Here is a 14556-nt window from a genome sequence, read left to right on the forward strand (position 1 = left end):
TCGGCGAATCAGTCGCATCTCTCGTTAATTCCTCACCGCGATTCGCTCCGCTAAGTAACCGGAAATTAAAGATGAAACGGCTGGTTGGTTAAGCTCTGTTTTACTCTTCTGGATTAGCCAGATTTTCAGGAGGGACTGTATGAGGCTGCCAGACACGCTTTTTCATGGCCGAAACGGCACGTTCGCTTACGTCGCCGTGCAGGTGGTACTGCGCTATGCGTTGGTGCTCGCTTTGGCAGCGTTCCTCGGGGTGGCTCTGCTCAGCCCCATGTGGACCAATCTGCTGCTGGTGTTCGGCGCCGGACATATCGCCCTCGCGCTCGTGATGAGCATCGCGATCGGCTGGGTCAGGCGCGCGCAGAATGCTGAAAAGGCATCGCGCCTCGTGGCCATAAACCAGACGCAGGAACAGATCGAAGAACTGTTCGCGATGACCGACACGCTGCAGGCGGCCGACAGCAATGCCGACGCGGCGCAGGTGCTGCGTGCGACCAGCCGCAAGCTGCTGCCGGGCTGCGGGGTGGCGCTCTATGTCTTCAACAACTCGCGCGACCGGCTCGATCTGGTTGGCAGCTGGGACATGCCCGAAGCATACGAGCCCGCCGAAAGCCTGGTGCCCGCCAATTGCTGGGCGCTCAAGCGCGGCAAGGATCACGTCAACAACCCCCACGAACAGTCGCTTTGCTGTTCGCACTATATCGGCGACGTCGCGAGCATCGAGGTTCCGATGATGGCGCGCGGCCAAGTATTCGGCCTGCTGGTTCTCGGTGACCGCGGTGGCAAGTGTCACAATGTCGAACGCGCGCAGCGGATCGCCCGCGCGCTGGCCGACTCGACCTCGCTCGCGCTCTCCAACATCTCGCTTCGCGAGCAGCTGCGCACGCAGTCGCTGCGCGATCCGATGACGGGCTTGTACAACCGCCGCTATATGGAAGACACGCTCGACCGGTTCATTTCGCTCGCGCATCGGCAGAACCAGCCGACGTCCGTGCTGATGATCGACCTCGACAACTTCAAGGTGCTGAACGACGAGCATGGCCATGCAAAGGGCGATGCGGTGCTCAAGGATGTCGCCGCGCAGGTCGTGGGCGCGCTGCGCCCGTCGGACGTCGTGTGCCGCTATGGCGGCGAGGAACTGCTGGTGATCCTGCCCGATTGCGGCGTGGACGATGCGATGATGCGCGCAGAACAGGTCCGTGCGCGGATCGAGCTGCTATCCGACCAGCATGGCTGCAACGTTGCCGCGTCGATTGGCGTGGCTTCGCTCCCCGAATCCGCCAAGTCGGCATCCGACCTTCTCTCGGCCTCCGATCAGGCGCTTTACGACGCCAAGGCGGCAGGCAAGAACCAGGTCCTTGCCGCACCCCCGCTAGCGAAGAAGAAGTCGGTGGCCGAACCGATCAGCCCGCGGCTCGTCGCGACCTGACGCGGCAGACTTTCAGGCCTTCAACCGCCGCGCGTGCCATGCCACGTGATCGGCCATGAAGCTCGATATGAAGTAGTAGCTGTGATCGTATCCGCTGCGCATGTTGAGCGTCAGCGGTATGCCTGCATCCTTGCATGCCTCGGCCAGCAATTGGGGCTTCAGCTGCTCTTCGAGAAACTGATCTGCGGTCCCCTGATCGATCAGCAGCGCATCGGCGCGCGCCCCATCCGCTATCAAGGCGCATGCATCATATTCGCGCCAGTCTGCGCGATCTTCCCCCAGATAGCCCGAGAGGGCTTTCTCGCCCCAAGGGCAGTTGAGCGGGCTGACGATGGGGGCGAAGGCGCTGATCGAGCGAAAGGTTTCAGGATTGCGCAGACCGATGGTGAGCGCGCCGTGCCCACCCATCGAGTGGCCGGTGATCCCCTGCCGATCCATGTCGGCCGGGAAATGCTCGGCGATCAGCGCAGGGAGCTCGCGCTCGACATAGCTGCGCATCCGGAAGTGCGGGCTCCACGGTTCCTGCGTCGCGTCGACATAGAACCCAGCGCCCTGACCCATGTCGTAGGCATCGTCGTCCGCGACGCCCTCTCCGCGCGGGCTGGTGTCCGGCGCCACAAAGATGATGCCGGCCTTGGCGCAGGCCGCCCGGTATTCGCCCTTTTCGGTGACATTGGCGTGGGTGCAGGTGAGCCCCGAAAGATACCACAGGACCGGGCAGGGCCGGTCGTCTGCCTGCGGCGGCACGAAGACCGAGAAGGTCATATCGGTGCCGGTCTCGGTCGAGGGGTGTTTGTACACGCCCTGCGTTCCGCTGTGGCTGCGGTTTTCGCTGACGGTTTCTATCGTCACGCTAGATCTCCAGAGGAATGAAGGCGGTTGCAGCATCGCCCGTATTGGGGGTGCCGTCGGCATCCATCACCAGCAGTTTCGCCTCGCCCGAGCGCGCACAGGGGCGGTGTTCGACGCCACGGGGGACGACGATCAGATCGCCTTGGGCAAGATGTTCGATCCGGTCGCGAAATTCCATGTCGAGTTCGCCCTCGACGACCAGAAAGAGTTCATCCGATTCAGGGTGGCAATGCCAGTGATACTCCCCCTCCACCCGGGCAAGCCGGACTTCGTTGCCATTGTAGCGAGCAACGAGACGGGGTGCCCCGCGCTCGCTGAACAGATCGAACTTTTCGGCCAGGCTGACCTTGGTGTGGGAAGTCCCCTCCATCAGTCGTACACCACCACGCTGCGGATGCTCTCGCCCGAATGCATCAGGTCGAAGCCCTTGTTGATCTCTTCCAGCTTCAGCACGTGGGTGATCATCGGGTCGATCTGGATCTTGCCGTCCATGTACCAGTCGACGATCTTGGGCACGTCGGTGCGGCCCTTGGCCCCGCCGAACGCAGTGCCGCGCCAGTTGCGGCCCGTCACCAGCTGGAACGGGCGCGTCTCGATCGTCTTGCCCGCTTCGGCGACGCCGATGATGATCGAGGTGCCCCAGCCCTTGTGACAGCATTCGAGCGCCTGACGCATCACGTCGGTATTGCCCGTGCAATCGAAGCTGTAGTCCGCCCCGCCGTCGAGCATCTGGACCAGATGCGCGACTACGTCGTCGACTTCCTTCGGGTTGACGAAATCGGTCATCCCGAAATGTTCGGCGTAGGGCTTCTTGTCCGGGTTGATGTCGACACCCACGATCCGGTCGGCACCCGCCATGCGCGCGCCCTGGATGACGTTGAGGCCGATCCCGCCAAGCCCGAAGACCACCACGTTGTCGCCCGGGCGCACATCGGCGGTGTTGACCACCGCGCCGACACCCGTGGTCACGCCGCAGCCGATGTAGCAGCTCGTGTGGAACGGTGCGTCCTCGCGAATCTTGGCGACCGCGATCTCGGGAAGGACGGTGAAGTTCGAGAAGGTGGAGCAGCCCATGTAGTGGTAGATCGGCTTGCCCTGGTAGGAGAACCGCGTCGTCCCGTCGGGCATCAGGCCTTTCCCCTGCGTCTCGCGGATCGCGCTGCACAGGTTGGTCTTGCCCGACAGGCACATTTTGCACTGGCGGCATTCGGGGGTGTAAAGCGGGATGACGTGATCGCCTTCCTTCACGCTCGTCACGCCCGGGCCGACCTCGCGGACAATGCCCGCGCCTTCATGCCCCAGCACGCTGGGGAACAGACCTTCGCTGTCGAGCCCGTCGAGCGTGTAGGCATCGGTGTGGCAGATGCCCGTTGCCTTGATCTCGATCAGCACTTCGCCCGCCTTGGGGCCTTCCAGATCGAGTTCGACGATTTCGAGCGGCTGCTTGGCTTCGAAGGCGACGGCGGCGCGGGTTTTCATGGGATTGCTCTCCTGATCCGGGGGATGTTGCGTGTTACCAATGCGTGCGCCGGGCCGATGGTGCCTTGCGCTCGGGTTCGCGCCTGCCTAGGCGCTTGAACCGTGATCGATCAATCCGCCTTTCGCGATGCGCTCGGCACTTTTGTGACCGGGGTGACGATCGTCACCACCTATGATGGCGAAGGACGGCCCACCGGGCTGACCGCCAACAGCTTCAATTCGGTCTCGCTCGACCCGCCGATGGTGTTGTGGAGCCTCTCGCTCGGCAGCCGCAATCTGCCCGTTTTCCGCACTGCCAAGGCGTGGGCGGTCCACGTGCTCGCTGCCGACCAGCAGGAGCTCTCCAATCGTTTCGCCAGCCGGGGAACGGACAAGTTCGAAGGGCTCGATTGCGGCGACGGGCCCGAGGGTGCCCCCCGGATCGAGAATTGCGCCGCGCGCTTCGGCTGCACTGCCAAGTTCGAATACGAGGGTGGCGATCACGCCATCTTCCTCGGCGAGGTGGTCGATTTCGAGCGCACGCCTGCCGAACCGCTGATCTATCACGGCGGGCGCTACGGACGGGTGATGCCCGACGGCGACCGCCCGAGCGATGCGGATACTGCGCGCCTGCTCGCCGAAGGGCTGATCCTGCGCGAGGGCGTTGGGGAGGATGCCGACTGGCGTCTGAGCGAGCTTGGCGCGGCGCAGTTGCGGCTGCTGCGCCAGATCGAAGGGCGCTAGACCGGTCGACCGAGCACGCTGATCGCGTGTAAGACTTGTAGATATAAAAATATCTTTATATGTCGGTCGCCATGCGTATCGAAGCCATCCTGCGCGCGCTCGGCGACACTACCCGGCTGCGGATCATGCGGCTGCTCGGCACGATGGAGCTTGCGGTGGGGGAACTGTCGCAGGTGCTCCAGCAAAGCCAGCCGCGCGTCTCGCGCCATGCCTCGATCCTGTGCGATGCCGGGCTTGCCGTCCGGCGCCGCGAAGGGAGCTGGATCTATCTGCGCGCAGCCACGGATAATGCAGGCGGATCGCCACTGACCGCATCGGTCGCGCGGTTGCTTTCCATCGCTGAGACGGAAGACCAGGAATTCGCGGCCCAGTGCGAGGAGGATCGCCGCCAGCTATCGGCAATCCGGCAGGCGCGCGAAGGCAAGGCGGCCGAGTGGTTCGAGGCGCACGCCGACGAGTGGGACGACCTGCGGCGGCGTCACAGCCCGGACGACCAGGTCGAGGCGGCGCTGCGTGCCGCGCTCGACGACGAGCCACTGGGCGAAATGCTCGATATCGGCACCGGCACCGGGCGGATGGCTGAAATCTTCACCGCCGACGCATCGCGCATCGTCGCGTTGGACAAGAGCCTCGAGATGCTGCGGGTGGCACGCGCAAAGCTGCAAAACCTGCCCGCCGACAAGATCGAGCTGGTGCAGGGCGATTTCCTGTCGCTGCCATTCGACGCTTCCAGTTTCGACACCGTGCTGTTCCACCAGGTGCTCCATTACGCGGCCGATCCGCTGGTGCCCTTGCGCGAGGCGGGCCGCGTTCTGCGCCCCGGAGGGCGGATCGCGATCGTCGATTTCGCGGCGCACGAGCACGAGGAACTGCGCGAGCGCTTCCAGCACACGCGGCTGGGGTTCGAGGACGACCATCTGGCCGATGCCCTTCGCCAGACCGGCTTTGCACCAACTGCGCCCGTCACTCTTGAGGGGGATACGCTGGCGGTGACGATCTGGGTCGCACGGCGCATCGACCCGCTCGGCGCCCGCAACATGACAAGGAAGGCGGCAAGATGACGGCCAAGACCAATCTTTCGCCCAACGGGAAGCGCGAAGCAGCATCGCGCTCTGCCAGCGAACCCCTGTTCGGCGGCCTGCCGGGCGACATCGATGTCAGCTTCGAATTCTTCCCGCCCAAGAGCGAGAAGATGGAGGCGCAGCTATGGGATGCCGTCACCGAGCTCAAGCCGCTCGGCCCACAATTCGTTTCGGTGACCTATGGTGCTGGCGGTTCGACGCGCGAGCGCACGCACAAGACGGTTGCCCGGATCATCGCCGAGGCGGGCATACCCGCGGCAGCGCACCTCACCTGTGTCGATGCCTCGAAGAAAGAAACGCAGCGGATTGCCGAACACTATTGGGAAGCGGGCGTGCGCCACATCGTCGCGCTGCGCGGCGACATGCCGCGCGAAGACGGCACGCTCGGCCCGTTCGAGCCGCATCCCGAAGGCTACGCCAATGCCGAAGAACTGGTACGCGGGCTGAAAGAGGTCGCCGATTTCGAAATTTCGGTCAGCGCCTATCCCGAATGCCATCCCGACGCGCAGAGCCCCGAGGCAGAGATCGATTACCTGAAGCGCAAGATCGATGCGGGCGCGGACCGTGCGATCACGCAGTTCTTCTTCTCGCCCGAAACATTCTTCGCGTTTCTGGAGAAGACCGACAAGGCAGGCATCGACGTGCCGATCGTGCCCGGCATCCTGCCGATCACCAACGTCGCCAAGGCCCGCGAATTCGCCGGGCAGTGCGGCGCGGAGATCCCGGCGTGGATGGACGATCTGTTCGAAGGTCTCGACCGGCGGCCCGCCGCGCGCCAGCTGGTTTCAGCCACGATCGCTGCAGAAATGTGCCGTCGGCTCTACGCGGGCGGAATTCGCCACTATCATTTCTATACGCTCAACCGCGCCGACCTCGCCTACGCGATCTGCCACCTGCTCGGCATGCGGCCCACGGAGAATGCAGCATGACCAATGCCAGAGAGAGCCTGCTCGCCGAGGCGGCCAAGCGCGTCCTGCTAACCGATGGTGCGTTCGGCACGCAGATCCAGAACCGCAAGCTGTCCGAACAGGATTACGCCGGGAATCTGGGTCTGACCGCCGACCAGAAAGGCAATAACGACATTCTCGCGCTGACCCGGCCCGATGTGATTGCGGATATCACCCGCGCCTATCTCGACGCAGGATCGGATATCGTTTCGACCAATACGTTCTCGGCCAACCGGATCAGCCAGGCCGATTACAACGCGCAGGATAAGGTCGAGGCGATAAACGTCGAATCCGCGCGCATCGCACGCGACCTCGCGGATGAATATGCCGCGAAGGACGGTCGCCCCCGCTTCGTCGCGGGCGCGATCGGCCCGACCAACAAGACCCTGTCGCTCTCACCCGATGTGGAAGACCCCGGCTACCGCGAGATCACCTTCGATCATCTGGTCGAGGTCTATCACGAACAGGCCGCCGCGCTGGTGAAGGGCGGGGCGGACTTCATCCTGATCGAGACCGTGTTCGACACGCTCAATGCCAAGGCGGGCGTGTTCGCAGTCAAGAAGCTGGAGCGCGAGATCGGGCGCGAGGTGCCGATCATGATGTCGATGACGCTGACCGACCTTTCGGGCCGCAACCTGTCGGGCCACACGGTCGAGGCGTTCTGGTATGCCGTACGCCATGCAAAGCCGGTGACCATCGGCCTGAATTGCAGCTTCGGCGCCGAACAGCTGCGCCCGCATGTGCAGCTGCTGGCCAAGCTCGCCGATACGCTGGTGATGGTCTATCCCAATGCCGGCTTGCCCAACGAGTTGGGGGAGTACGACGAACGACCCGACACCACCGCAGCGCTGGTGAAGGCCTGGGCCGACAAGGGCCAGGTCAACATCCTGGGCGGTTGCTGCGGTTCGACGCCCGAGCATATCGCAGCGATGGCAAAGGCTGTCGTCGGGCTGGCCCCGCGCGAACTGCCCAAGCCGCCCACCGCCATGCGCCTCGCCGGACTCGAACCTTTCGAGATCGCTGCGTGACCGATGCGGCTGTGGAGCATGTGGTGGTGCGAGAGGCCGGCGGCGAGGATGCCGGACGGCTGGCACTGGTGTCCGACGCGACCTTCCTTGAAACCTTTGCCGGAATGATTTCGGGCGACGCGCTCGTCACCCATTGCCAGCGACGGCACGCGCCTGCGTATCTGAGCGAGCTGCTTGCAGACGGGGCGCGGGCCTGGCTGGCGGAACTGGACGCAGCTCCGGTCGGCTATGCGCTGCTCACCGCGCCCGAACTCGACGCCGCGCGTGAGGGCGATATCGAGCTGAAGAAAATCTACGTCCTCTCGCGCTTTCACGGCAGCGGCATCGCCGCGCGCCTGCTCGACGCGGCGCTGGCCGGGGCTGCGGGCCATGCGCGCCTGCTGCTGGGCGTGAAGGAAGACAACAACCGCGCCATCGCGTTCTACACCAAACAGGGATTTCACCAGATCGGGACGCGCCGCTTCGATGTTGGCGGCACGCTGTACGACGATGTCGTTCTCGCGCGCGATCTGGACCGGACTTAACTTATGACCGAGCAAAATATCGCCAACTTCGTCAATATCGGCGAGCGGACCAATGTGACCGGCTCCGCCCGGTTCAAGAAGCTGATCATGGAGGGCGACTACGCCGCCGCCGTGGAGGTCGCGCGCCAGCAGGTCGAGAACGGCGCGCAGGTGATCGACGTCAACATGGACGAGGGCCTGCTCGACGCGGTCCACGCGATGACCACCTTCCTCAAGCTGATCGGTGCCGAGCCCGATATCGCGCGGGTGCCGGTGATGGTCGACAGCTCGAAATGGCAGGTGATCGAGGCGGGGCTGCAATGCGTCTCGGGCAAGCCGATCGTGAACTCGATTTCGATGAAGGAAGGTGAGGAGGAATTCCTCGCCCACGCACGTCTGTGCATGGATTACGGCGCGGCGGCCGTGGTGATGGCCTTCGATGAGACCGGCCAGGCGGATACGAAAGAGCGCAAGGTCGAAATCTGCACGCGCGCCTACAAGCTGCTGACCGGGATCGGCTTCCCCCCAGAAGACATCATCTTCGATCCCAACATCTTCGCGGTGGCGACGGGGATCGAGGAGCATGATCGCTACGGGCTCGATTTTCTGGAGGCGGTGAAGGAGATCAAGGCCGCGTGCCCGCATGCCAAGACCAGCGGCGGGCTCTCCAACCTCTCCTTCAGTTTCCGCGGCAACGAGGTCGTGCGCCGCGCGATGCACTCGGTCTTCCTGTACCATGCGATCCCCGCCGGGCTCGACATGGCGATCGTCAACGCAGGCCAGATCGACATCTACGACCAGATCGACCCGACTTTGCGCGAAGCGTGCGAGGACGTGATCCTCAATCGCGAGGTGCCGGGCGATGAGACCGCGACCGAACGGCTAATCGCGCTCGCCGAAAGCTACAAGGGCAAGGACCAGAAGGCGGAGAAGGAAGCCGCCGAATGGCGCGGCTGGCCGGTCGAAAAGCGGCTGGAGCACGCGCTGGTCAAGGGTATCGACGCGCATATCGTCGACGATACCGAGGAAATGCGCGCGGCCACCGATGCGCGCGGCGGTCGCCCGATCGAGGTGATCGAAGGCCCGCTAATGGACGGGATGAACGTGGTCGGCGACCTGTTCGGTTCGGGCAAGATGTTCCTGCCGCAGGTGGTCAAGTCCGCGCGCGTGATGAAGAAGGCGGTTGCCCACCTGATTCCCTTCATCGAGGCGGAGAAGGACAAGCTTCCCGAAGCCGAGCAGAAGACCAAGGGCAGGATCGTGATGGCGACCGTGAAGGGCGACGTCCACGATATCGGCAAGAATATCGTCGGCGTCGTGCTTCAGTGCAACGGATACGAGGTGATCGACCTCGGCGTGATGGTGCCGTGGAGCGATATTCTGAAGGCGGCGAACGACAACAAGGCGGATATCATCGGCCTGTCGGGCCTGATCACCCCCTCGCTCGACGAGATGGTGACCGTCGCGGAGGAAATGCAGGGCGCGCAGATGACGATCCCGCTGCTGATCGGCGGGGCGACCACGAGCAAGGTGCACACCGCGCTGAGGATCGATCCGGCCTACGAAGGCCCGGTGATCCACGTGCTCGACGCGAGCCGCGCGGTCGGGGTGGCAAGCCGCCTGCTGTCCGACACCCAACGCGATGGCTTCGTGGGCGACACCGCGAGCGAATACGTAAAGGTGCGCGAGGCGCGCGAGGGCAAGACCAAGAACCCGCTGTTCACGCTCGAGGAAGCGCGCGCCAACCACTACGATCCGTTCTACCGCGACAAGCCTGGTCGACCGCTGGAACCGGGCGTGCACGTGTTCGACGACTGGTCGCTGGCGGATCTGCGCGAGTATATCGACTGGACGCCGTTCTTCCGCGCGTGGGAATTGCACGGCACCTATCCCAAGATCCTGGGTGACGAGATCGTGGGCGAAACCGCGCGCACCCTGTTCGACGATGCCAACGTGCTGCTCGACCGGATCATCGAGGAAAAATGGCTGACCGCGCGCGGAGTGTGCGGGTTGTGGCCCTGCGCGCGCGACGGCGACGACATTACGGTACATCTTGACGAGGGGCGCGAGCATGTCGTGCTCCCCATGCTGCGCCAGCAGATCAAGAAGAGCCGCGATCGCGCAAACATGTGCCTCGCCGACTTCATCGATCCGGCGGGCGACTGGATCGGCGGTTTCGCGGTCGGCATCCACGGGATCGACGAACCTTCGCGCAAGTTCCGCGAAGATAAGGACGATTACTCTGATATCCTCCTGAAATCGCTCGCGGATCGGTTCGCAGAAGCCTTTGCCGAGCGTCTGCACAAGCACGTCCGCACCGATCTGTGGGGCTATGCGCCCGACGAGCAGCTGTCCAACGAGGCGCTGATCAGGGAGGAATATCGCGGTATCCGCCCTGCGCCCGGGTACCCCGCGTGCCCCGATCACAGCCTCAAGCCGCTGCTTTTCGAGATGCTCGATGCCAAGGCCAATACCGGCCTCACGCTGACCGAGAATTTCGCCATGTGGCCGACCGCTGCGGTGAGCGGGCTCTATTTCGGGCATCCGGAGGCTGAGTATTTCGGCGTCGCGCGGATCGGCCGCGACCAGCTGGAAGATTATGCGATGCGTCGCGGCGTCGATTTGGCTACAGCGGAGCGATGGCTGAGACCCAATCTCGACTGAGGCAAACGGAAAGGCCTGCCTTGCCTGAAGTCGCATGCCTGGAAGAATTCTGGGCGTCGCACGCGACCGGCGCGATGCCGTTGCAGGAAATGGTCGGCAAGGTGCTGCTCGACACGCTCGGCCTGGGCAACCAGCAGGTTTTCGAATTCCTCTACGGCCAGCATCCATCTTACGATCGGTTCTGCGAGTGGATCGTCGAGACCGCCGGACCTCCCGATGCCGCACTGATTTCGCGCTATCACGGCTGGCTGATGGAGCGCGCACCCAACAAGGCCGCGCGACAACAGCTCGCGGCCATCGCGGCGATGGAGCCGGTGCTCGACGCGGACGCGATCGCCTTCTGGGAGACACACGGATACGTCGTGCTGCCCGACGCAATCACGCCGGATGAAGTCTCGGCGCTGCGCGAGCATGTGTGGGAGACTGTCGGCGCCTCGCCCGATGATCGCGAAAGCTGGTATCGGGCGAAGACCAACGGGATCATGGTTCCCGATTTCCAGCACTCGACGATCGACGCGGCGCGGCGCAGCGCGCGCATCCACAAGGCCTTTGCCCAACTGTGGGGCACCGAGAACCTGTGGGTGACGATCGACCGGATGGGCTTCAATCCGCCCGAAGCCGACGCGTGGCCATTCGCCGGATCGGATATCCACTGGGACGTGAGCCTGAAGCAGCCGATACCCTTCGGCACGCAGGGCGTGCTCTACCTGACCGACACTGACGCCGATCAGGGCGCGTTTCGTTGCGTGCCGGGGTTCCACCGGACAATCGACGCCTGGCTGGACGGGCTGGGCGACGCCGATCCGCGCAAGGTCGATTTCTCGAGTAAGGAACACAGGGTCGCGGGCAAGGCGGGCGATCTGGTCATCTGGCGGCAGGACTTGCCTCACGCCGCCAGCCCGAACCGCTCCAGCCAGCCGCGACTGGTGCAATATCTGAACTACTACTCGCCCGACATGGAGATCAGGAGCGTCTGGCGCTGATGCAGCCGGGGGGCGAGCGTACCTCAGCGATGCCGCGAGACCGCCTGCCGCTCATCGGCGGGATAGTGCTGCTTGGGCTTTACGCTGCGATCTGGCGGCTGGTGCCGCTGAACTGGGAGCTGCTTCGCGCGCTGTGGTTCCTGCCGCCGGTCGGCACGCTGGGGGCGATCATCGCCAATACCTCGGGCACCGGGGGCGGGGTGGTGTTCGTGCCGGTGTTCAACGCGCTGCGTGAACACGGGATCATGGCGCTCGACCCGCTGCACGTGGTTGCCGCCTCGATGGGCATCCAGAGCTTCGGCATGACGATGGGCGCGCTGCGGTGGAGCGACCGGTTGCTGCATCAGCCTCCAGTCGCGCCCGGATCGCAGACCGCGCCAGTCCAGGCCCGCGACTTCGCGCTGGTCGTGGCGGCGGTGCTCGCACTTTCGCTGCCCGCCATGCTCGCGACGCAGCGGCTGGCCGCCTTCGACGCGCAGGCGGTGCTGGCCGGGTACAAGAGCTTTTCCATCCTGCTCGGCCTGGCACTGATCGCAACCACCTGGACCGTGAACCGCGAGCGACCGGAGAGAACGCGCCTCGCCCCGGTCGATCTGGTCGCCTTGCTGCTTCTGGCAGCTCCGGGCGGTGCGATCACCGCGCTGTTTTCGGTCGGGATCGGCGAACTCGTGGCGCTGTACCTGTTCATCCGCCACTACCCCGTGCTGCTGTGTACCGGCGCGGCGTGCGTCATCTCTGCGATAAGCGTGATCGCGGGGAGCGTATGGCACGTAAATGCGGGCACGATGCCGTGGGAAGTGGTGGTGCTGGCTGCACCGGGCGCGGTGCTGGGCGCATTCTTCGCGCGGCCGATCGCCCTGTGGCTGGGCGCACGGCGATTGAAGACGCTCGACGGCAGCTGGATCGTCCTGTCGGCAATCTATCTTTTGTGGCTGATGCGCAATTGACGCAATGCAGCGAATCGCGCAGGGCTGGGGTGTTCTCCGCAGGAGCGATTCTGCGGCGGAGCGCGCGGGAGAGATCGCCGGCTTTCGGGTTGGCGGCGCCGAAGGAGCAACCGCCCCGGAAACTCTCAGGCAAGCGAACCGCGCGCGCCGATTGGACACTCTGGAAAGCGCTTTTTCCCATAGGGGGAGGGCCACCGAAGGGGTAAGCTCTCAGGTATTCCGACAGAGGGGGCAGGCGGCAAGGATGCGCAGGAACGCGCGTCTTCCCGCGGCTGTCGGATATTGGATGATGAGCGAAGACGAAACACCCGAAGAAACGCAGACGCTGCCGCTCGACGCGTGGCACCGCGCGCAAGGTGCGCGGATGGTGCCTTTCGCGGGCTACGAAATGCCGATCCAGTACGAGGGCATTGTCGCCGAACACGAATGGACGCGCAGCAGCGCAGGGCTTTTCGACGTGTCGCACATGGGCCAGCTGCTGCTCTCCGGCCCCGATCTCGACGCTGCGGTCGAAGCGGTGCTGCCGATCGACCTCTCGACGCTGAAGCTGGGCCAGCAACGCTATTCGCTGCTGCTCGACGAGAATGGCGGCGTGCTCGACGACCTGATGGTCTCGCGCTGGCCGAACCATCTCTATCTGGTGGTCAACGGCGCGACCAAGTGGGACGATATCGGCCACCTGCGCGAACACCTGCCCGACGACATCACGCTCAACCATTTGGAAGACCGCGCGCTGCTGGCGTTGCAGGGTCCCAAGGCGGCGGATGCGCTGGCTCGGCATGCGCAGGGCGAATATCCGCTGTCTGCGCTGACCTTCATGAAGTTCGGCCAGTATACCATCGCGGGCCACGATGTGACCATCGCGCGGGCTGGCTATACCGGCGAAGACGGGTTCGAGATTTCGATTGCCGCCGATGCAGTGGAAGAGGTCGCCACGCTGCTTTGCGGCGAGCCCGAGGTGAAGCCGATCGGCCTTGGCGCGCGCGATTCGCTGCGGCTTGAAGCGGGCCTGCCGCTCTACGGCCACGACCTTTCGCCCGAGACGAGCCCGATCGAAGCCGGGCTGATCTTCGGCATCAACAAGCGCCGCCGTACCGAAGGCGGTTATCCGGGCGCCGAGCGGATCAACCGCGAGATCGCGGAAGGCACGCCGCGCAAGTGGGTTGGCCTGATGCTCGAAGGCCGCTTGCCCGCGCGCGAAGGTGCTGAGATATTCGCGGGCGACCGCCAAGTCGGTACCGTCACCAGCGGCGGCTTCTCGCCCACGCTGGGTCACCCGATCGCCATGGGCTATGTCGAAACCGCCCATGCCGAAATCGATACCGCGCTCGAAGTGCAGGTCCGGAACAAACGCCTGCCTGCGCGCGTCGCGAAAATGCCCTTTGTCCAACACCGCTATTTCCGGGGGAGCTAGCACATGTCCCGTTACTACACCGAAGACCACGAGTGGATCGAAGTCGAAGGCGAAGCCGCCACGGTCGGCATCACCGAATATGCGCAGGAGCAGCTGGGCGATATCGTGTTCGTCGAACTGCCCGACGAAGGCGCCGAACTCGAAAAGAGCAAGGACGCGGCGGTGGTCGAATCCGTCAAGGCCGCGAGCGACGTCTACGCGCCAATCAGCGGCACCGTGATCGAAGTGAACTCCGCGCTCGAAGAAGACCCGGCGCTGGTCAATTCCTCGCCGGAAGAAGACGGCTGGTTCTTCAAGCTGACCATCGCCGATGAAAGCGAGCTGGAAGGCCTGATGGACGAAGCCGCCTACAAGAGTTTCGTCGAGGGGCTGTGATGCCGATCTCCCCTCCCGCTCGCGGGAGGGGCAGGGGGTGGGCATGGGCCGGTAGGCCCACCCCGCTGCGACTAAGACCGCTTCGCGGCCCAAGTCTCGCTCCCCTCCCGCTAGCGGGAGGGGGTAAGGAGTT

General features: G+C 64.4%; 14 protein-coding genes and 2 riboswitches. Of the genes, 11 read left to right on the top strand and 3 right to left on the bottom strand.

Annotated features, from left to right (window positions below; genetic code table 11):
- Positions 1-139: 139 nt before the first annotated feature.
- A complete protein-coding gene (locus AAG591_RS08575) occupies positions 140-1426 on the top strand; it encodes a sensor domain-containing diguanylate cyclase (protein ID WP_342530735.1) in 1287 nt (428 codons plus the stop codon).
- A gap of 12 nt (positions 1427-1438) precedes the next feature.
- On the opposite strand, the gene fghA is transcribed toward AAG591_RS08575, so the two are convergent.
- Genes fghA through AAG591_RS08590 form a run of 3 tightly spaced genes read right to left on the bottom strand, consistent with a single transcriptional unit; the run spans position 1439 to position 3757 of the window.
- Positions 1439-2278, bottom strand: coding sequence for an S-formylglutathione hydrolase (gene fghA, locus AAG591_RS08580; RefSeq protein ID WP_342530736.1), 840 nt, complete (start codon positions 2276-2278; stop codon positions 1439-1441).
- A gap of 1 nt (position 2279) precedes the next feature.
- Positions 2280-2648, bottom strand: a complete 369-nt coding sequence (locus AAG591_RS08585) for a cupin domain-containing protein (protein WP_342530737.1) — start codon at positions 2646-2648, stop codon at positions 2280-2282.
- A complete protein-coding gene (locus AAG591_RS08590) occupies positions 2648-3757 on the bottom strand; it encodes an S-(hydroxymethyl)glutathione dehydrogenase/class III alcohol dehydrogenase (RefSeq protein ID WP_342530739.1) in 1110 nt (369 codons plus the stop codon). Before AAG591_RS08590 ends, AAG591_RS08585 begins: the two co-directional genes overlap by 1 nt.
- Positions 3758-3859: 102 nt before the next feature.
- On the opposite strand from AAG591_RS08590, the gene AAG591_RS08595 reads away from it, so the two are divergent.
- The 10 genes from AAG591_RS08595 (at position 3860) to gcvH (ending at position 14423) form a co-directional block, all read left to right on the top strand.
- Entirely contained in the window at positions 3860-4480 is a 621-nt protein-coding gene (locus tag AAG591_RS08595) for a flavin reductase family protein (RefSeq protein ID WP_342530741.1), read from the top strand.
- A 71-nt stretch (positions 4481-4551) separates the two neighbouring features.
- Complete coding sequence (locus AAG591_RS08600; protein WP_342530742.1) at positions 4552-5541, top strand: ArsR/SmtB family transcription factor; 990 nt, start codon at positions 4552-4554, stop codon at positions 5539-5541.
- Entirely contained in the window at positions 5538-6491 is a 954-nt protein-coding gene (metF, locus tag AAG591_RS08605) for a methylenetetrahydrofolate reductase [NAD(P)H] (RefSeq protein WP_342530743.1), read from the top strand. Before AAG591_RS08600 ends, metF begins: the two co-directional genes overlap by 4 nt.
- On the top strand, positions 6488-7537 hold the full coding sequence (locus AAG591_RS08610) for a homocysteine S-methyltransferase family protein (protein WP_342530744.1): 1050 nt from the start codon (positions 6488-6490) through the stop codon (positions 7535-7537). The genes metF and AAG591_RS08610 overlap by 4 nt, the downstream gene beginning before the upstream one ends.
- Positions 7534-8061 carry a GNAT family N-acetyltransferase gene (locus AAG591_RS08615; protein ID WP_342530745.1) on the top strand — a complete coding sequence of 176 codons (528 nt, stop codon included), beginning with the start codon at positions 7534-7536 and terminating at the stop codon, positions 8059-8061. The genes AAG591_RS08610 and AAG591_RS08615 overlap by 4 nt, the downstream gene beginning before the upstream one ends.
- Positions 8062-8064: 3 nt before the next feature.
- Positions 8065-10704: a methionine synthase gene (metH, locus tag AAG591_RS08620; protein WP_342530747.1), complete on the top strand. Its 2640-nt coding sequence runs from the start codon at positions 8065-8067 to the stop codon at positions 10702-10704.
- Positions 10705-10724: 20 nt separating this feature from the next.
- On the top strand, positions 10725-11687 hold the full coding sequence (locus tag AAG591_RS08625) for a phytanoyl-CoA dioxygenase family protein (protein ID WP_342530748.1): 963 nt from the start codon (positions 10725-10727) through the stop codon (positions 11685-11687).
- Positions 11687-12634, top strand: coding sequence for a TSUP family transporter (locus tag AAG591_RS08630; protein ID WP_342530750.1), 948 nt, complete (start codon positions 11687-11689; stop codon positions 12632-12634). Before AAG591_RS08625 ends, AAG591_RS08630 begins: the two co-directional genes overlap by 1 nt.
- A gap of 55 nt (positions 12635-12689) precedes the next feature.
- A riboswitch (glycine riboswitch) is annotated at positions 12690-12785 on the top strand.
- Positions 12786-12870: riboswitch (glycine riboswitch) on the top strand. It abuts the riboswitch before it with no gap.
- A gap of 50 nt (positions 12871-12920) precedes the next feature.
- Positions 12921-14048 carry a glycine cleavage system aminomethyltransferase GcvT gene (gene gcvT / locus AAG591_RS08635; protein ID WP_342530751.1) on the top strand — a complete coding sequence of 376 codons (1128 nt, stop codon included), beginning with the start codon at positions 12921-12923 and terminating at the stop codon, positions 14046-14048.
- A gap of 3 nt (positions 14049-14051) precedes the next feature.
- Positions 14052-14423 carry a glycine cleavage system protein GcvH gene (gene gcvH / locus AAG591_RS08640; protein WP_342530752.1) on the top strand — a complete coding sequence of 124 codons (372 nt, stop codon included), beginning with the start codon at positions 14052-14054 and terminating at the stop codon, positions 14421-14423.
- Positions 14424-14556 lie beyond the last annotated feature (133 nt).

The organism is Citromicrobium bathyomarinum (assembly GCF_038594485.1).
In the GTDB taxonomy this organism is placed as follows: domain Bacteria; phylum Pseudomonadota; class Alphaproteobacteria; order Sphingomonadales; family Sphingomonadaceae; genus Alteriqipengyuania; species Alteriqipengyuania bathyomarina_A.

Bases quoted from the DNA above. Each gene is read 5' to 3' on its own strand.
- metF (WP_342530743.1), top strand. From the start codon at position 5,538: ATGACGGCCAAGACCAATCTTTCGCCCAACGGGAAGCGCGAAGCAGCA.
- AAG591_RS08630 (WP_342530750.1), top strand. From the start codon at position 11,687: ATGCAGCCGGGGGGCGAGCGTACCTCAGCGATGCCGCGAGACCGCCTG.
- AAG591_RS08610 (WP_342530744.1), top strand. From the start codon at position 6,488: ATGACCAATGCCAGAGAGAGCCTGCTCGCCGAGGCGGCCAAGCGCGTC.
- gcvH (WP_342530752.1), top strand. From the start codon at position 14,052: ATGTCCCGTTACTACACCGAAGACCACGAGTGGATCGAAGTCGAAGGC.
- AAG591_RS08585 (WP_342530737.1), bottom strand. From the start codon at position 2,648: ATGGAGGGGACTTCCCACACCAAGGTCAGCCTGGCCGAAAAGTTCGAT.
- gcvT (WP_342530751.1), top strand. From the start codon at position 12,921: ATGATGAGCGAAGACGAAACACCCGAAGAAACGCAGACGCTGCCGCTC.
- AAG591_RS08600 (WP_342530742.1), top strand. From the start codon at position 4,552: ATGCGTATCGAAGCCATCCTGCGCGCGCTCGGCGACACTACCCGGCTG.
- AAG591_RS08575 (WP_342530735.1), top strand. From the start codon at position 140: ATGAGGCTGCCAGACACGCTTTTTCATGGCCGAAACGGCACGTTCGCT.
- metH (WP_342530747.1), top strand. From the start codon at position 8,065: ATGACCGAGCAAAATATCGCCAACTTCGTCAATATCGGCGAGCGGACC.
- AAG591_RS08590 (WP_342530739.1), bottom strand. From the start codon at position 3,757: ATGAAAACCCGCGCCGCCGTCGCCTTCGAAGCCAAGCAGCCGCTCGAA.